This is a genomic window from Dysgonomonas sp. BGC7 (assembly GCF_001261735.1).
Classification (GTDB): domain Bacteria; phylum Bacteroidota; class Bacteroidia; order Bacteroidales; family Dysgonomonadaceae; genus Dysgonomonas.
On record NZ_CVRP01000022.1, the window covers coordinates 1 to 17,763 of the forward strand.

17 protein-coding genes are annotated in these 17,763 nt (G+C 38.4%); 9 read left to right on the top strand and 8 right to left on the bottom strand.

The window, feature by feature from the left end; translation table 11 throughout:
- From BGC7_RS16470 to BGC7_RS16490, 5 genes are all read right to left on the bottom strand, one after another.
- On the bottom strand, positions 1–875 hold an 875-nt coding region (locus BGC7_RS16470; RefSeq protein ID WP_050702703.1), incomplete at its 3' end, for a type I phosphomannose isomerase catalytic subunit.
- Between the two features lie 85 nt (positions 876–960).
- Positions 961–2,967: an alpha amylase C-terminal domain-containing protein gene (locus BGC7_RS16475; RefSeq protein WP_050702704.1), complete on the bottom strand. Its 2,007-nt coding sequence runs from the start codon at positions 2,965–2,967 to the stop codon at positions 961–963.
- Positions 2,968–3,027: 60 nt separating this feature from the next.
- A complete protein-coding gene (locus tag BGC7_RS16480; RefSeq protein ID WP_050702705.1) occupies positions 3,028–3,474 on the bottom strand; it encodes a NanQ anomerase/TabA/YiaL family protein in 447 nt (148 codons plus the stop codon).
- Between the two features lie 9 nt (positions 3,475–3,483).
- Positions 3,484–3,891 carry a hypothetical protein gene (locus BGC7_RS16485; RefSeq protein ID WP_242034414.1) on the bottom strand — a complete coding sequence of 136 codons (408 nt, stop codon included), beginning with the start codon at positions 3,889–3,891 and terminating at the stop codon, positions 3,484–3,486.
- Between the two features lie 224 nt (positions 3,892–4,115).
- The gene (locus BGC7_RS16490) at positions 4,116–4,475 is read right to left on the bottom strand and encodes a DUF805 domain-containing protein (RefSeq protein WP_050702706.1); all 360 of its coding nucleotides are present in this window, start codon (positions 4,473–4,475) and stop codon (positions 4,116–4,118) included.
- Positions 4,476–4,689: 214 nt separating this feature from the next.
- On the opposite strand from BGC7_RS16490, the gene BGC7_RS16495 reads away from it, so the two are divergent.
- The 5 genes from BGC7_RS16495 (at position 4,690) to BGC7_RS16515 (ending at position 9,460) form a co-directional block, all read left to right on the top strand.
- On the top strand, positions 4,690–6,834 hold the full coding sequence (locus BGC7_RS16495) for a M3 family metallopeptidase (RefSeq protein WP_050702707.1): 2,145 nt from the start codon (positions 4,690–4,692) through the stop codon (positions 6,832–6,834).
- Positions 6,835–6,889: 55 nt separating this feature from the next.
- A complete protein-coding gene (gene efp / locus BGC7_RS16500) occupies positions 6,890–7,456 on the top strand; it encodes an elongation factor P (RefSeq protein ID WP_050702708.1) in 567 nt (188 codons plus the stop codon).
- A gap of 62 nt (positions 7,457–7,518) precedes the next feature.
- Positions 7,519–8,217, top strand: coding sequence for a RadC family protein (radC, locus tag BGC7_RS16505; RefSeq protein ID WP_050702709.1), 699 nt, complete (start codon positions 7,519–7,521; stop codon positions 8,215–8,217).
- Between the two features lie 96 nt (positions 8,218–8,313).
- On the top strand, positions 8,314–8,628 hold the full coding sequence (locus BGC7_RS16510; protein ID WP_050702710.1) for a metal-sulfur cluster assembly factor: 315 nt from the start codon (positions 8,314–8,316) through the stop codon (positions 8,626–8,628).
- A 10-nt stretch (positions 8,629–8,638) separates the two neighbouring features.
- A complete protein-coding gene (locus BGC7_RS16515; RefSeq protein WP_050702711.1) occupies positions 8,639–9,460 on the top strand; it encodes a UDP-2,3-diacylglucosamine diphosphatase in 822 nt (273 codons plus the stop codon).
- On the opposite strand, the gene BGC7_RS16520 is transcribed toward BGC7_RS16515, so the two are convergent.
- On the bottom strand, positions 9,451–10,125 hold the full coding sequence (locus BGC7_RS16520; protein ID WP_050702712.1) for a DUF7822 domain-containing protein: 675 nt from the start codon (positions 10,123–10,125) through the stop codon (positions 9,451–9,453). The genes BGC7_RS16515 and BGC7_RS16520 overlap by 10 nt on opposite strands.
- A gap of 126 nt (positions 10,126–10,251) precedes the next feature.
- Between BGC7_RS16520 and BGC7_RS16525 the strand changes: the two genes are divergently transcribed.
- From BGC7_RS16525 to BGC7_RS16540, 4 genes are all read left to right on the top strand, one after another.
- A complete protein-coding gene (locus BGC7_RS16525; protein WP_082206813.1) occupies positions 10,252–10,599 on the top strand; it encodes a CidA/LrgA family protein in 348 nt (115 codons plus the stop codon).
- Positions 10,596–11,294, top strand: coding sequence for an LrgB family protein (locus BGC7_RS16530; protein WP_050702713.1), 699 nt, complete (start codon positions 10,596–10,598; stop codon positions 11,292–11,294). Before BGC7_RS16525 ends, BGC7_RS16530 begins: the two co-directional genes overlap by 4 nt.
- A gap of 80 nt (positions 11,295–11,374) precedes the next feature.
- On the top strand, positions 11,375–13,252 hold the full coding sequence (locus BGC7_RS16535) for an ABC-F family ATP-binding cassette domain-containing protein (RefSeq protein WP_050702714.1): 1,878 nt from the start codon (positions 11,375–11,377) through the stop codon (positions 13,250–13,252).
- A 154-nt stretch (positions 13,253–13,406) separates the two neighbouring features.
- Complete coding sequence (locus tag BGC7_RS16540) at positions 13,407–14,585, top strand: MFS transporter (protein WP_050702761.1); 1,179 nt, start codon at positions 13,407–13,409, stop codon at positions 14,583–14,585.
- A 12-nt stretch (positions 14,586–14,597) separates the two neighbouring features.
- On the opposite strand, the gene BGC7_RS16545 is transcribed toward BGC7_RS16540, so the two are convergent.
- Positions 14,598–15,584, bottom strand: a complete 987-nt coding sequence (locus BGC7_RS16545) for a Gfo/Idh/MocA family protein (protein ID WP_050702715.1) — start codon at positions 15,582–15,584, stop codon at positions 14,598–14,600.
- Between the two features lie 347 nt (positions 15,585–15,931).
- Positions 15,932–17,746, bottom strand: coding sequence for a TonB-dependent receptor (locus BGC7_RS16550; RefSeq protein ID WP_050702716.1), 1,815 nt, complete (start codon positions 17,744–17,746; stop codon positions 15,932–15,934).
- Between the last annotated feature and the right edge of the window lie 17 nt (positions 17,747–17,763).

Below are 17,763 nucleotides of genomic sequence, written 5' to 3' on the forward strand. Positions count from 1 at the left end.
AAATCATTACCTTTATCATCCCTTATTTCACAAGAACCGCCCATACAGATATATGCAACAAAAGAATCGACAGACGAATAATCCCTGGTCACATCTTTTGTCAGTTCAAGAAGATTGGTTGTAAAATAGCGACAAGATTCGAGTTGTACCGGTTGATTTTCTTTTCGGGTATATGCCGTCTTATAGTTATCATACAATTTAAAGTCTATTGCATCTTTTGCCAATTCGGTATGCAATTCTCGTCCATTACCGTTCGCATCTTTACGATTATAATCGTAGATACGATATGTAATATCGGAAGTTTGTTGTATTTCTGCAATAAAAGTTCCAGCCCCAATAGCATGCACACGCCCAGCAGGAAGAAAGAACACGTCACCTTTCTTTATATCGTGCTTAGCCAAGGAATCTATAAAAGTATTATCTTCTATACTTTTCACATACGAGTCGGGTGTCATCTGTTTTTCGAAACCGGAATATAAGAATGCCCCAGGAGCAGCATTAATCACATACCACATTTCAGTCTTTCCAAACGAATTGTGCCGAGCTTTTGCCAACACATCGTCAGGATGTACCTGAATAGATAGATTATCTCGGGCATCGATAAATTTGATAAGAAGAGGGAATGTGGTTCCAAATATTTCATAATTGCGTTTTCCAACCAATTGCTCCTGATATGTAGCAATAACCTCGCTCAAATCTTTATCTGCAAGCTCTCCATTAGCGACTACAGAGACATTTCCTTTCACACTGGATATCTCCCAACTCTCACCAACACCTTCCTGAACAGGTGTTATACCTTTAAATTTACATATTTCGTTACCACCCCAAATAATAGACTTTAGAATGGGTTTAAACTTTAATGGATATAATTTCATTCTTTTTGTTTAATTAATTCCTTACAAAAATAATCAATCTTTTCGATCTTTCTATTTTGCCTGCAAAAGCATTTAGTTAATTATTTCAATCTATTTTTTTCAGGACAAAAGCTGTACGCGAAGGTATATATAGCTTCAACCAGCCTTTCCCATCCTCTGCGTATAATTTATCATAAATAGTGAAGTGCTCCATCGAGTCTTCTATAAGGCCGTTGCCTCCAAAAGTATATGAATCTGAATCTAAAACAACCTGATATTTGCCTTCAGGTGCTAAAAAGCCATAATCAAAAAATGATTGCCTTGGATTGAAATTAAACACAAAGACTAAATTGCCACGCATAAACGCAAGTACTTGATCTGAATCTTTATCCCAAAGTTTTACAATCTCAGTCTGCTCAAAGTGCTTTACAGAAGATATAAGTAAAAGCATTGCTTTATCAAAATCGCCCATATAGTGATACTTCAAATCCTGATTGTCGGCCAGCCACCACTGCCTGCGGGCGTATTTATGAGACCATCCGTTCCCCTCGCGAGGAAAATCGACCCATTCGGGATGCCCGAACTCATTTCCCATAAAGTTGAGATATCCTCCGTTTATAGTAGATACTGTGACCAAACGTATCATTTTATGAAGGGCGATACCTCTGTCTGTCATGTACGAACTTCCATAGTGCTTCGACATATACCAGTACATATCGGAATCTATCAACCGAAAGACAATGGTTTTGTCTCCTACCAGAGCCTGATCATGGCTTTCTGCATATGAAATAGTCTTTTCATCGGCACGCCTGTTAGTCAGTTCCCAGAAAATACTAGTAGGATGCCACTCTTCATCTTTCTTTTCCTTTATTATTTTAATCCAGTAATCGGGTATATTCATCGCCATACGGTAATCGAAACCATATCCTCCATCTTTTACTTTGACAGCCAATCCCGGCATACCGCTCACTTCTTCGGCTATGGTAATAGCTTTGGAGTTGATCTCGTGTATAAGTTTATTGGCTAGTGTAAGATAGCAGATGGCATCTTCGTCTTCATTACCGTTATAATAATCAGGGTATCCGGAAAAGTTATCGCCCAACCCATGACTGTAATAGAGCATAGAAGTTACTCCATCGAAACGAAAGCCATCAAAGTTATATTCTTCGAGCCAATATCTACAGTTAGACAACAAAAAATGTATTACTTCATCCTTTCCATAGTCGAATACAAGAGAGTCCCATGCCGGATGCTCCCGTCTGCTACCCGAATGGAAATATTGTGTATACGACCCATCGAAACGCCCAAGCCCTTCTACTTCATTTTTCACGGCATGAGAATGAACTATATCCATTATCACGGCAATGCCCATAGAGTGCGCATCATCAATAAGGTGCTTTAATTCATCAGGTGTACCAAAACGTGAAGAGGCTGCAAAGAAACTCGAAACATGATACCCAAACGACCCGTAATAAGGATGCTCCTGTATGGCCATTATTTGTATGGTATTATAACCATCAGCTTTGATACGAGGCAGAATATTCATCCTGAATTCCTCGTATGTACCAACCTTTTCTTCTTCTACGGCCATACCGATATGACATTCGTATATAAGAAGAGGATCGGTCTTAGGCTTAAAGTTTTTCCTCTTAAAAAGGAATGGTTCGGCGGGATCCCATACCTGAGCACTGAATATTTTAGTATTATTATCCTGAACTACACGTGTAGCCCATGCGGGAATGCGTTCGGCTTCTCCCCCATCCCAGCATACGATAAGCTTATATAAATCTCCGTGCTTTATATTGTTCAATGGCACTTTGAGTTCCCATTCTCCGCCATCTTTACGATGCAGCTTATAAGAATCATCTTTTTGCCAGCCATTGAAATCCCCTACCATATATATAGTCGTTGCATTAGGTGCCCACTCACGGAAAACCCACATGCGAGCCATCTTATGCAAGCCAAAATACAAATGACCTGAAGCAAACTCCGAAAGAGTCACTTTTCCCTTATCGGTGAGCTCCTCTTCCCTTTTCAACACATAATTGTATCGTCCTTCTATAGCTTCCTGATAAGGTTTGAGCCACGGATCGTTTTTTATCAGTTTAAGCATGGTTCAGAGATTTATTTGATTTGTATAACTACTACAACTTACATTGAATACAAGAACAATTTATAATCGTATTTTCACAACCACTTTTCTTATCTTTCCTTCTCCTATACATGGGGCATGTCCATCCTGAGGAAAGAATATTGCAAAATCTCCGGGCACAGCCGTAACCCGTGTAGTTCCTTTATCTTTAAAAAACTGAATATCTTTTTCTTCATTAAAGGCTTCGCGCTCTTCTTTTAGTTCTATGCGGGCTTTCCATCCATAAGTTTCGGCTTTGCTTACCGGCAATTGGATGTCGATATACTTATTATGCACTTCCATTTTTGCATCCTCTTCAGTTTTCATATCGCTGTCACTCACCACCACAAAAAGATCTTTTCCTTTAAGTTCGGTTTTGCCAAGTTCAGCTTTCGAGAAATCTACCGATTTGATGTATTCAAATGCTTCTTTAAATAAAGGATGCAAGCTATAATAAGCCTCTGCATTTTTTAAACTGTCTAAAATCATACTATAAATTTATTTTTTGTAATTGTCAGGAGTAATAATCATTGAGAATATATATTTCCCTTCTGTATCGTTATATTGATACTCCATAGTAATATCATTGTCTTTATAGAACTTCACATCAGGGTTTGTTTTCATAGCACTTATTATTTGTGGTTCCAATTTCGATTTGAAAAGTGTAGTATCAGTTACGATTAATTCACCTATTATGCTATGATAATATCGCATAGCAAGACCAGATTGAACGGCACAACTATCGAGGCGTGTCCATTGATCCAACATACGAGGACACATCTTATTCGTTTCTTCTGCCAGTTCTTTCAAACGAGCATCCACACTTTTATTACATTGTGTAAAAAGCAGCCCTGAGCATACTATAGAAAAAAGTAACATAAACTGCTTCTTCCATCGTTTTTCCATATATCTATTTCTTATTCCCATGATTAATATCACAAAATATGATATCTTGCCTGTTTTTCTTTATAAATACAAGTTTAACAAAATTAATCGGGATTTTAGTTAATTCCTATCTTTTTTCTTCATAAGGATCAAAAGCTATAAAAACAGTAGGCTCGATCCAGATGAACAATAACCTCATCTAAAGCGAACCTAATATTAAAAAATATAAAGTTTTTCTAAATTACTTAGTAATCTTCTTTATAGTCTCCTATCTCATCGATCATTTCTTCTACATTGCCCAACCCTTTCGGATTTGGGCCATAATAGTTTGCACCATATTCACCATCGGCAAACAACATCCAAAAAAAATACAAGGGGATTATTTGATACCAGCCTGTATTACCTCTATCATGACATCTTTTAGCTCCTTGAGCCCATAGAAACCAATAAGCAGGAATCATAAAAATATACATTATCGACTCCGGCAATCCTAATAAGCCAATAATAAAGCCAACTATAAAAAAGAATACAAGCGTTATAAGATAACTGATTCCATATTCCATTCGACGAATACGCCCACTGAAAGAAAAAGGATTTTGAAACATAGGCTAGTGTTAAAAGGTTTTTATAAATACTAAACAAAATATTATCACCCACAAAGAAATATAAAATATTGTCAGCACAAAGAAAAAAGGAATAAAAAAAATATTTTAGTTAATTCCTATCTTTTTTATCCTACAGCAAACGAAATAGTTTTAATCAGTAGTATTTTTTACTTATTTTTGCCTACAAGTAAACAACTCACCTAAATACAAGTGTATGAATAAGTTTCTTTTCATTATTAGTTTTTTAATTATGGTCTATTCTTGTAATACGAATACAAGCAGCAAAGATGTGGACAACCCATTTTTCTACGAGTTTGATACACCAAATGGTGTTCCTCCCTTCGACAAAATAAAAGCAGAACATTTTATGCCTGCTTTTGAGGAAGCTATAAAACAGCACGATGCTGAAATAGACTCTATAGTAAATAATACTGAGGTTCCTACTTTCGAAAATACAGTAGTCGCTTTAGACGAATCGGGCAGAATGCTCGACAGGGTAAGTTCTGTGTTTTCTGTCATGACAGGCACAATGTCTGACTCTGTATACAGAAGTATGGAAACCGACCTGACTCCTATATTAACAAATCACTATGACAATATAAATTTCAACGAGAACCTATTTAAACGTATTAAAGTAGTTCACGACGACAGTATAAAAACAGCAGGCCTGACCACCGAACAAAAAATGTTGCTCGACAAAACCTATAAAGGCTTTGTGCGCTCGGGTATCTTATTGGATGGGTCGAAGCAAAGCCGTTTACGTGAAATAAACAAGGAACTAGGTGCTGCAACATTAAGCTTTAGCCAAAACGAACTGAAAGAAACAGACAGCTACCAACTTATAATAGAAAACAAAGAGGATCTTTCGGGGCTACCCGAAGGAGTTATTGCTGCGGCGGCAAAAGCAGCCAGCGACAAAGGTCTTGAAGGCAAGTGGCTATTTGGACTGAGCAAACCAAGCTGGGAGCCATTTCTACAATACGCAGACAACAGAGATCTGCGCGAAAAACTATACAAGGCTATGTATATGCGTGGCGACAACAACAATGATGCAGACAACAAAGAAAATATTAAAAAGATTGTCAGCCTAAGATTGGAGAAAGCAAATATACTAGGTTACAAAACCCATGCCGACTATGTATTGGAAAATACAATGGCAAAAACTCCGGAAAACGTAATGGGGCTTCTGAACAATATATGGAAATACGCATTACCTCAGGCAAAGAAAGAACTTGCCGAACTACAGGCTATTGCAAAAAAAGAAGGACATAGCATAAAAATAGAGTCGTGGGATTGGGCATATTATGCAGAAAAACTACGTAAAGAAAAATACGCTTTAGATGAAGAAGCCCTCAAACCATACTTCAAGGCCGATAACGTACGCGAAGGCATCTTTGCCGTAGCAAACAAACTCTATGGTATCACATTCAAACAAAGAACAGATGTACCCGTATATCAGCAAGACGTGAAGGCATATGAAGTAAGCGATGCTGATGGTTCACTCATTGGACTTATCTATTTTGATGATTTTGCACGAACAGGGAAACGTTCGGGAGCATGGATGAGCAGCTTCCGCAAACAAGAAGTATTTAAAGGAGAATTTGTTCACCCTCTAATCTACAATGTAGGGAATTACAATCCTCCAACAGGCGGCAAACCGGCTTTACTTTCATTGGATCAGGTAGAAACTATGTTCCACGAATTTGGGCACGGGCTACATGGCCTGTTATCGAAGTGTAACTATCACGGACTTTCGGGCACCTCTGTAGCTCGCGACTTCGTAGAACTTCCATCGCAGATAATGGAGCACTGGGCATTTGAGCCGGAGGTATTGAAAATATATGCCAAACACTATGAAACAGGTGAAGTTATACCTAACGAATTGGTTCAGAAAATACAAAATGCAGGATATTTCAATCAAGGATTCCGTACTACCGAACTGGTAGCTGCTGCTATCCTTGATATGAACTGGTATACAATGACCAGCGGCAGCAATGCAACTACTACGGAAGGATTGAAAAATCTGGATGTAAACAAGTTTGAAGCAGATGCTATGAAAAAAATAGGATTGATATCCGAAATCATTCCGAGATACAGAAGTACATACTTCAAACATATATTCAGCGGAGGATACTCTTCCGGATATTACAGCTACCTATGGTCTGAGGTTCTCGATTCTGATGCATATCAGGCATTCGCAGAAAAAGGAAATATATTCGATCAGGAAACAGCCAAATCATTCAGGGAAAATGTGCTTTCGAAAGGAGGATCGGACGAACCGATGACGCTATATAAAAAATTTAGAGGAGCAGAACCTGACCCTATTTATCTATTAAAGAACAGAGGTTTTGTAAAATAATGATATTTACTATCTTTGCAACTCGAAATTTTAAACAAATAATAAAATATAATCAATGGCAACTACAGCAGATATAAGAAACGGTATGTGCATCGACATAGATGGACAATACTATGTTATTATTGAGTTCTTACATGTTAAACCTGGTAAAGGAGCAGCGTTTGTTCGTACTAAAATGAGAAGCGTTACAACCGGACGTGTATTGGAAAGAACATTCAATGCAGGAGTAAAACTAGACGAAGTGCGTATAGAAAGACGTCCTTATCAATATCTTTACCAAGATGACATGGGGTATAATTTTATGAATACCGAAACATTTGAACAAATATCTCTTGCCGGCGACATGATAGAAGGTGTAGCATTCCTGAAAGAAGGCGACTTGGTAGAAGTACAGGTACATGCCGAAACAGAAACAGTATTGACTGCCGAAATGCCTCAAAACGTTGTTTTGGTAGTTACATATACCGAACCTGGACTAAAAGGTGATACAGCAACTAACACACTGAAACCTGCAACTGTAGAAACCGGTGCTGAAGTACGTGTTCCTCTTTTCATCAATGAAGGAGATAAAATAAAAATCAGCACATCTGACGGTTCGTATGTAGAAAGAGTAAAAAGCTAACAAAGTTTTTTAAATATAAGAAAAGAGGCATACCTTTGGGCATGTCTCTTTTTTAGTTAGAAATGGAAAACAAACTTAAACTCAACATTAAGGACTGGGCAGAAGAAGACCGCCCGAGGGAGAAAATGCTTCTTAAGGGAGTTTCGGCTTTGTCCGATGCCGAACTATTAGGGATACTGATAGGCTCGGGAAACAAAAAAGAAACAGCCGTAGAGCTAGCTCAACGAATACTACACAGCACAGAGAATAATCTCAACACATTGGGGAAACTTGAAATAAAAGAGTTAATAAAAAATTTCAATGGGATAGGAGAAGCTAAAGCGATCACTATTGTTGCAGCTTTGGAACTGGGGAAAAGAAGAAAACTATCCGAAATAGTTGTTCAGCCTCAGATAACATCTAGCGAAACAGTGTATCAGATATTTCATCCGATATTGGCAGACCTCAAACATGAAGAAGTATGGGTATTGCTATTGAACAGAGCCAACAAAATATTGAAGAAAATTCAGGTAAGCAAAGGAGGTGTAGCCGGAACGATTGTAGACATACGTCTGATAATGAAAGAAGCAATAGACTCTTTGGCTTCAGCCATGATCCTTTGTCACAATCATCCTTCAGGAAATCCCAATCCGAGCGGAGACGATGACAAAATCACACACAAATTAAAAGAAGCCGGACAAATAATGGATATTCGTCTTCTTGACCATATCATCGTTTGCGATCACACCTATTACAGTTATCTGGATAAGGGAAGAATATAATTCTGAGTTTTTTTCATTACTTTTGCACTACAATATGGAATAGTTATAAACTATCGGCTTTGTTCAAATGTTTATAACGAACATAAAAATAAAAACATGAGCGATTTATTAGAATTGGAAAGCAAAATAGTAAACATGTTGAAAACAGTTTACGACCCCGAAATACCTGTCAATGTATATGACCTTGGACTTATCTACGAAGTAGAGGTCGACGATGATAAGAATGTAACAATTACAATGACGCTGACTGCACCAAACTGTCCGGCGGCCGATTTCATCCTTGAAGATGTTCGCTATAAAGTAGAATCTGTAAAGGGAGTAAACAATGTGATTGTGAATCTTACATTCGAGCCTCAGTGGAACAAAGACATGCTAAGCGAAGAAGCCAAACTGGAACTCGGATTTTTATAAGAAGACTAGGGTGAAAGGAAAGAAAGTCTATTTTTTATCAGATGTCCATTTAGGATCTGCATTTCACAAAAAGAATGTAGATAAATTTCAGGAGATGACCCTGCCTTCTACTCGTGCATATAATAGTGTAACTCCACTGCACGATATAGAACGAAAGTTGTGTCGGTGGTTCGACATGGTAAAAAAAGACGCCAGCGAAATATACCTGCTCGGAGACATCTTCGATTATTGGTTCGAATACAGAGATGTAGTGCCTCGTGGATTCGTACGCTTCCTTGGTAAGGTGGCAGAAATCACAGACATGGGTATACCCGTGCACTTTTTCATTGGCAACCACGACATATGGGTGACCGATTACCTGCAAAAGGAATGCGGTATGACAGTACATCTGCAACCTCTGGTAAGAGATATCAACGGTAAAAAGTTCTTCCTTGCACATGGAGACGGACTAGGCGACGAAAATCTGTCGTTCAAAATTCTGCGAAAAATATTTCACAGTAAGATCTGCCGTATTGCCTATGCAGCTATCCACCCCCGATGGACTGTTGGGTTCGCTCATTGGTGGTCGAATCACAACAGAGAAAATGACGAAATGCCTCCTTATTTCGGAGAAAACAAAGAGCATCTTGTCGTATTTGCAAAAAAGCACCTACAGATGGCTCCAAACATCAATTTCTTTATATTCGGGCATCGCCATATCATGCTCGATCTGGCTCTGACTGCAAGCGGCAGAGTCGTTATATTGGGCGATTGGATAAATTACTTCTCTTACGGCGTCTTTGACGGAGAGAATTTTTCTCTCGAAATCTTCGATGAGAGTAGTCAATCCTGATTCTTCCTTGTCTCAAAATCGAAATAAAGAACTTCACTCCAGTTATCTATCCCTAAAGCAGAGTATTTATCCCTGTTGAGATTTCTTAATTCTCTTTCGAGGGCGGGAATATCTTCTTTTCCTGTAAATATACGAAGCAGGACATTCTTATTTTTAGCACTATCCAACTCATCTTCCTTATCCAATATTTTCTTATTTATCTCTGAAATCTCAGAGTAAAACTTTTTGATTTCGTCATCAATATTGCTTATTTGTTGCCACAATACCTCATTCTGATCTTCGAGCGGAATACTCGACATATCAAATATCTCTCCACATTCCATGAAAAAATATTGTTGGCGACGATCTTCTCTTTCAAGGAAATCCTCAGTTAATTTTATGCAATCTTGCAAATATTTATGATCATACATGTCCTGTTTGGCAAGATCATCCAAGAAATCATATAACCGTTCTTTACCCTGCTCATAGTCTCCTACAAGAGCAATAGGATGCTTATAATTCCATAACAAAGATGGGCATTTTCGAGGACGGACTGACAATAGGAGTTTGAATGCAATAGGAATATTATAGTTCCATTCGGCTATTGACAAAATCTTGTCGGAATCAGACCTCTCCTGCCGGCTAAGGTCAAAATCTATAGAGTAAAGATAACTTCTGTTTGCCATAAACTTATTTCATATATTTGTTTAATACGCAGCTAAATTAAGCAGTATTTATTTAAGAAAAAAAACCACCCTCTCCAGTAAAAATATGTACCTTTGCACCCGAGTAAAAATTAGAAGGTTATCAATATGAAAATGGTAAAAGGTATTTTTATCATTCTTCTGTTCTATTTCTTAGGACAAGGTATCAGTTATCTGATCAGTGGTTTCGTGCCCGGGAATATCATTGGAATGATATTATTATTTCTTAGTCTCTATTTCAAAGCCCTCAAACCAGACAATATAAAAGATGTCGCCAATGCCTTTACCCGCAATATGGCTATATTCTTTATTCCGGCAGGAGCCGGACTTCTTGGTTCGTACGGACTTATAAGTAAATTCTGGATGTCGATACTTATTGTATGTTCGGTAAGTACAGTGCTTGTAATAGCAGTAGTAGCAATCATTCAACAACAAATGGAAAAAAGAAAAAAATGAAAGCACTATTCGAATCCACAGAATTTACACTCATGCTCATATTCGGTAGTTATCTGTTTGGGCAGTGGGTATTCAAGAAAACGAAATTAGGGTTGTTACACCCTATGATTATATCAATAGCTATAATTATAGCTTTCCTCAAGATATCGGGTATCGACTACAAAACGTTTGAAGACAGCAGTAGTTTCGTCAGTTTTATGCTCGGCCCTTCGGTAGTTGCACTCGGATATGTATTGTATGAACAATTATCTTATCTCAAAGGCAATGTATTATCCATACTTACTTCTATCTTTATAGGGAGTATGGTCGGTATCACAAGTGTAATTCTTTTAGCCAGGCTCACCGGGGCTGACCAAATGCTGATAATGAGCCTTGAGCCTAAATCGGTGACCACACCTATTGCAATGAGCATAGCCGAACAGTCGGGAGGAAATGTATCTCTCACTGCCGTAATCGTTCTCTTTTGCGGTATATTCGGCAGTATAGTCGGGCCTCCTATCTTGCGACTATTAGGAATAAAGAGTAGTGTAGCAAAAGGCCTCGCAATGGGGGCATCTGCCCATGGAGTTGGCACAGCCAAAGCTATGGAAATGGGGGTAATAGAAGGAGCCTTGAGTGGGCTCGCCATTGGACTAATGGGCGTTATGACAGCCCTACTGATACCTATAATCCATCAATTAATCTCAGCTCTGTGACTTCAAAGACAAAGCTCGGTTAATAGTCGAAAATTGTTGACTATTGAGCTATTAAGATTACCTTTGCAAAAAATAATTTTATGGCATCAATATTACAGGTAGACTTACTGACAAAAAGTTTTGGAGATCTTGTCCTTTTTTCTGACATATCTTTTGGTATAGCAGAAGGAGAACGAATAGGACTGATAGCCAAAAACGGATCAGGAAAAACGACCTTACTAAATATACTTACAGGAAAAGAGAGCTATGATAACGGATCGGTGGTTTTTCGCCGCGATCTGCGTGTAGCCTATCTGGAACAAGACCCTGTATATCCTTCAGAGCTTACAGTATTGCAGGCATGTTTTCACTCGGGAAATGAAGTGACAGACCTTATTGCCGAATATGAAAGGGTTATGGGTTCGAAAGATCATTCCAATCTGGATGAGATACTCCAAAAAATGGATATTCTGCAAGCATGGGATTATGAACACAGAGCTAAACAAATTCTGGCTCAGTTGAAGATCACAGACTTTGAACAAAAGATATCTGAACTTTCGGGCGGACAACTTAAACGTGTAGCTCTTGCCAATGTACTTATTACCGAACCTGACCTTATTATTCTGGATGAACCAACCAACCACTTGGATTTGGATATGGTGGAATGGCTGGAAGAATATCTGCAACGCTCGCGCCTGAGCCTATTAATGGTAACGCACGACCGTTATTTTTTGGACAGAGTATGCAACGAGATAATAGAAATAGACCAGCAACAGTTGTATCAGTATAAAGGAAACTATTCCTACTATCTGGAAAAGAGAGATGAGCGTGTCAGTGCACAAAATTCAGAGATAGACCGGGCTAACAATCTTATGCGTAAAGAGCTGGAATGGATGCGCCGTCAACCTCAGGCAAGAGGAACAAAAGCAAAATCACGCATCGATGCTTTTTACGATCTGGAGAAGAAAGCTCAACAAGTACGTGATGCAGGGAATGTTCAGTTGCAAATGAAAGGTGCGTATATAGGTAATAAGATATTCGAGGCACAACATGTCTACAAGTCTTTCGGAGACCTGAAAATTCTGGAAGATTTCAATTATGTATTTGCTCGCTACGAGAAACTCGGTGTAGTAGGTAATAACGGTACAGGGAAATCCACTTTCATAAAAATGCTGATGGGTGAAGTAGCTCCCGACAAAGGTACGTTTGATATAGGAGAAACAGTAAAATTCGGCTATTACAGTCAGGATGGGCTGAAATTTGATGAGCAAATGAAAGTGCTGGATGTGGTACAAAACATTGCTGAAGTAATAGACTTAGGTAATGGTAGCAGACTCACGGCTTCGCAGTTTCTACAACATTTCTTGTTTCCACCCGAGAAACAACACAATTTCGTATATAAACTATCGGGGGGAGAAAAGCGGCGTTTGTATCTCTGCACTGTGCTTATTACCAATCCCAACTTTCTTGTTCTGGACGAACCAACGAATGATTTGGATATAGTTACTCTAAATATACTGGAAGAATACCTCCAACAATTTAAAGGGTGCGTAATAGTGGTTTCGCACGACCGTTACTTTATGGACAAGGTCGTTGATCATTTACTTGCATTTCGGGGAAATGCACAAATAAAAGACTTTCCTGGAAACTATACTCAATACAGAGAATGGAAAGAAATTCAAGAGATCATAGAAAAAGAGCAGGCGCAGCCTGTGCGTATTAAAGAAGAAAAGTCTGAAGCCATAAGTCCCAAAAAGGAGGAAAAGAAGAAACTGTCATTTAAAGAAAAACGTGAGTTTGAAGAATTGGATGTTCTTATTCCTCGGTTGGAGGAAGAAAAAGGCAAGTTGGAAAATGAACTCTCCAGCGGCACATTATCAGCTGAGCAGCTGATCTCGAAGTCGAGCCGTATCAGCGAACTTATAGATGAGATAGACGAAAAAACGATGCGCTGGATGGAGTTGAGCGAATTGATGTAAAATCTTTTCCTACCTCTTTTTCTAATCAGAGAAAACCAAATATCTAATTATACGTTTATCTATAGTAAAATAGTAAATATAGAGTAAAAAAGTTACAATTGAGAATTGCTCAATAGAGTGTTACTTTCGTTACTTTTTAGTTAAAATGAAGGAAATGGAAGCAATATCGAAACCAAGGCTTTGGTCGCTGAGTTATCTGAATGTTTGTCTGGCTAATTTTTTGATGGCATGTTCGTTTAATCTGCTAATGCCATCTATTCCACTATATATAACGGAGCAAATGGGAGTAGAGCAGTCCAAAACAGGAATCGTTCTGGCATCCTATGCCATTGCATTAATGTTCGTACGCCCTTTTTCCGGCTATGTGGTAGACCTTTATTCTCGCAAGAAAATATTGCTGATTTCTTTTTCTTGTTACGTGTTGATATTTCTCGGCTACTTTTGGGCAACTACTGTTTTACTATTCGTCCTAATACGTTTTCTGCATGGTATTACATGGGGGTTATCGACCGTATCATCGAGTACATTGGCCATAGACGTCGTTCCATCGGAACGCAGAGCCGAGGGAATAGGCTATTACGGCACATTTATGAATGTAGCTATGGCTATAGGCCCTTTCATCGCCATTCATATATATAACAACTATGGGTTCGACATTTTGCTATGGTGTGCCATTGCAATGGGTGCACTTGGAATTATCACCGTTGCATTGATAAAAGCACCCTTGCGCCCAGTAGTAGAACAAACACAAAAGCTATCTTTAGACCGTTTTTTTCTTGTGAAAGGATTGCCTATTTTTCTCAACCAACTTCTTCCCTGTTTTGCATGGGGAACAATAGGACCGTTTGTGGCTCAATATGGTAAGCAAATAGATATTCCAAATGCAGGCATATTTTTCCTGTTTTGGGCAGGGGGGATAATCGCTTCACGTGTGTTTGCAGGAAAACTAGTAGACAAAGGTAAGATACACGAAGTAAACGTTTCGGCGATGACCATTGTTGCTATTTCATTTTTTGTATTTGCCACTGTACATAACATTTACGCATTCTGTATCTCGGGGCTATTTATTGGAGTAGGATTTGGGATGATGTTTCCCGCACTGCAAACTTTATATATCAACATGGCCGAGAACAGCCAGAGAGGTACAGCAAATTCAACCTATCTTATCGGGTTCGACCTAGGACTGGCAATTGGAATGCTTTTGGGCGGATATATAACCGGAATATTTTCTTTCCCGACACTGTATCTTGTAGCATCGGGATTGTGTTTACTTAGTACAATTATATATTGGTTCTATTCCCGAATTGTATTCGAACGAAAAAGGCTAAGATGATAATTCCTTATCTTATCCTACCCTATTATTCGTTATCAGATCCATAATACGCGAGGTACGTGCACCGGACACTCCATTGGAAGGACACTCTCCCACTCCTCGCAATTCGTCTACAATAGTCTGAATCAATGGCTGCTGAATATGTTCGGGCTGAATGGTTTCGTAATAAGACACTTTACTGCCTGTAACCAATGCAATAGACTGAAAAGAGAATGTGTTGAATTTCAGACACCCCTCAGTTCCTATTATAGTAACAGTGTCCTGCATCATCTCTTTAGGGCTGGCAAAGTTCCACAAGCCTGTCCCTACAACACCTGATTTGAATTGCATCACTGCCGATACAGTATCCGACACCGTATAATATCCAGCCAGATTGCGGGCATATCCTGTAGCATCTTCTATCTCACCTAAAAGGAAGTCGAGAATATCGAGTGTATGAGGAGCCATATCGAAGAAATAGCCATCGCCTGCAATATTCTTCTTCACCCGCCATGGCTGAGTGTTCACATCTTTATCCTCTTCACTTGCAGGACGGATATACTTAACATCAACAGTCATTACTTTCCCTATAAATCCGGCATCGAGCAATTCTTTAACCTTTAGAAAATAAGGTAAGGCTCTGCGATAATAAGCAGTGAATAGCTTCTGTCCTGAACGATTAGCAACGTCTATCATATCTAAACACTCCTGATAATTCAATGCCATAGGTTTCTCTACATAAACAGGCTTGCCCGCCTCAAGAGCTTTAATCGTATATTCTTTGTGTGTATCTGGAGGAGTCGCTATATAGATCGCATTTACATCCGGATCATTTATTAGAGACATGGCATCAGTATAATATCTATCGACATGGTGACGGGTTGCAAAGTCTTTTATTTTAGCCTCATCTCTTCGCATTACAGCGACCAACGTAGAATGTTCTATTTTATAAAAAGCAGGACCGCTTTTATGTTCACACACATCTCCGGCACCTATTATACCCCATTTTATGTTTTGCATATTACTTATTTTAATGAATTTAATCAACGACATAGTTACCTGACATAGAACGTCTCAGTTTCCTGTCTTATTGTATATCTCTTTTCAAATTTATTCCTTACAAATTATATAATAGCCCATTAAATAGCTTTAAACACAACAGAAAGTACTACTCAATTTGCTATTTTTCATAGTATTTTATGAATAACAAAATCCAGGAGATAGAGACTCAGATACATCTTTTACACAGAAAGAGCTCCACCTATAACAAAGGTATAAATAAATCATTTGCTTTTTTATTCAATATCCAATAAAAAAAGCTGTCCGCTTTTATTCGAACAGCTTTTACTTCTTATTGTATTATAAGATTAGAACTTGAAGCTCAATCCAGCCATAAAGTTAAAACCTTGTAAAGCATAACCATATTGCAGTTCGTACTTCTGAAACAATATATTATTAACTCTAGCATTTACAGATACCCAATCGGCAATCTCGTACTCGCCTTTAAAGTTAAGTTCATTTATATCATTCATTTTTTCTACTCTGTAATTAAGTACTCCATAATCTGCTGCAAGGGCTTTTCTACCTGCTGCAAACAGATAATTCACCGATAATATCAGTTTATCGAATGGTCTTACATCTGCATTAAATTCGGCGGTAAAAGTAGGGCGTCCCCACGCCTTTTTCTCAGAAAGCAAAGCTGTATCGAACAGACCATCTATATATCCATTCGTATATTTCACATTATAAAAATAGGCTGTAAGCTTAGCAGACAAGTCGGTATAAGGTATCAATGTTGTTTTAATCAAACCTCCGATATGACCTGTACCCACATTTGCATAAACAGGAGTACCCACATTACCCCATGCTGTATAATCAGGATCAGGGTCTCCGGCAACAACCGGTATATACAAAGGAGAAGCAGCAAACAAATGATCTTTGTCAGTTTTTTTATATCCCGCAAACAGATCGAACTCGAAGCCTGTTATTACTCCCGACTTAAAACCAATTTTAGCATCATATAGCGTTTTCGAGTATTCTATACGAGCCAATGGTGTAGCATATCTGTTTTCTTGAAGAATATCAAGAAAAGTGTTATTGTTCACTCCCCCTGTTGCTTCTACATAGAATGTGTTCTCCTCGTTAACTCTGGCCTGAGCTTTGATATTAGGAGACACCAAAAATTTTGTTTTGATATCGAATAGACTGTTTATATTCAAGCCTAGACTTACATCCCAGTTACCACCTTCCATATTAAAATAAGGACTTGCAGTTATATTCGTAAAGCTATGAAAGGCATCTTTATGAAAGGTTTCATTCTTACTTCCAAAAGACTGATTCATTATGCCTCCTTTTATTCCTATCACTTTGTCTGACGCAAAGTCTGTATAAAAGTCTACATCTATATCGAATTGTCCACCTTTTGGACCTTTATTATCGGTATACAATCCATATTTGCTTTTAAAATTCTGATAACGAACAGAGCCTTTATACTTCAATAAGCCATCATTGTTTTCGCTTGAGCGTAAGCTTGCACCAATATTAATAACATCGACATTCTGACGAGTAGTTATATCGTAAGGAAAAACAGGACTCTCTTTAGGGACAAATGTGTTACCATAATAATTGAACGAATTGTTGAGGAATGAAGCATCGAAAGACAAAATTGACGGCTCGAAAGAATGCTGATATTTCAGTTTTACCTGACTTGCCGCATACTTTGCTTTCGCATCTTTATAGAAATATTTGTCTCCATCCAGATAATCGACATTGCCACTTGTAGAAGAATGAGCTGCTGTAATATCCAGACGATCGTTGTCAGAGTCTAATATTCTATACCCCAATGCACCTTCTACATTCGCATGCGAACCTCCTCCTATGACAAAATAGCCACGCTTCTTACTGAATACAACATCTGTCTTTATATCTCCCGGCTCGGCACTGCCCAAACGATTATTATTAAGGGTCAGCTGAGGAGCCGAACTAACATATTTAAAGTCTTTAGCCTTCACCACAGGGGTGTAAATAGAGGGCAATGTATTTATCTTCGATGCATCTTGCAAAGTCGGGTTATATTCGCGTTCGAGCAATACCTGACGAATTATTGTAGAATCTTTCTGGGCGGCAGCAGTCAATGAGACAAAAGCCAGACCTATTGTAAAAATCGTTTTATATATATTCATTGTTCTTGATTTTCTAA

Excerpts from the sequence above, each read along its gene's own strand:
- BGC7_RS16475 (WP_050702704.1), bottom strand. The coding sequence starts at position 2,967 with ATGCTTAAACTGATAAAAAACGATCCGTGGCTCAAACCTTATCAGGAA.
- BGC7_RS16480 (WP_050702705.1), bottom strand. The coding sequence starts at position 3,474 with ATGATTTTAGACAGTTTAAAAAATGCAGAGGCTTATTATAGCTTGCAT.
- BGC7_RS16485 (WP_242034414.1), bottom strand. The coding sequence starts at position 3,891 with ATGGAAAAACGATGGAAGAAGCAGTTTATGTTACTTTTTTCTATAGTA.
- BGC7_RS16490 (WP_050702706.1), bottom strand. The coding sequence starts at position 4,475 with ATGTTTCAAAATCCTTTTTCTTTCAGTGGGCGTATTCGTCGAATGGAA.
- BGC7_RS16495 (WP_050702707.1), top strand. The coding sequence starts at position 4,690 with ATGAATAAGTTTCTTTTCATTATTAGTTTTTTAATTATGGTCTATTCT.
- efp (WP_050702708.1), top strand. The coding sequence starts at position 6,890 with ATGGCAACTACAGCAGATATAAGAAACGGTATGTGCATCGACATAGAT.
- radC (WP_050702709.1), top strand. The coding sequence starts at position 7,519 with ATGGAAAACAAACTTAAACTCAACATTAAGGACTGGGCAGAAGAAGAC.
- BGC7_RS16510 (WP_050702710.1), top strand. The coding sequence starts at position 8,314 with ATGAGCGATTTATTAGAATTGGAAAGCAAAATAGTAAACATGTTGAAA.
- BGC7_RS16520 (WP_050702712.1), bottom strand. The coding sequence starts at position 10,125 with ATGGCAAACAGAAGTTATCTTTACTCTATAGATTTTGACCTTAGCCGG.
- BGC7_RS16525 (WP_082206813.1), top strand. The coding sequence starts at position 10,252 with ATGAAAATGGTAAAAGGTATTTTTATCATTCTTCTGTTCTATTTCTTA.
- BGC7_RS16530 (WP_050702713.1), top strand. The coding sequence starts at position 10,596 with ATGAAAGCACTATTCGAATCCACAGAATTTACACTCATGCTCATATTC.
- BGC7_RS16535 (WP_050702714.1), top strand. The coding sequence starts at position 11,375 with ATGGCATCAATATTACAGGTAGACTTACTGACAAAAAGTTTTGGAGAT.
- BGC7_RS16540 (WP_050702761.1), top strand. The coding sequence starts at position 13,407 with ATGGAAGCAATATCGAAACCAAGGCTTTGGTCGCTGAGTTATCTGAAT.
- BGC7_RS16545 (WP_050702715.1), bottom strand. The coding sequence starts at position 15,584 with ATGCAAAACATAAAATGGGGTATAATAGGTGCCGGAGATGTGTGTGAA.
- BGC7_RS16550 (WP_050702716.1), bottom strand. The coding sequence starts at position 17,746 with ATGAATATATATAAAACGATTTTTACAATAGGTCTGGCTTTTGTCTCA.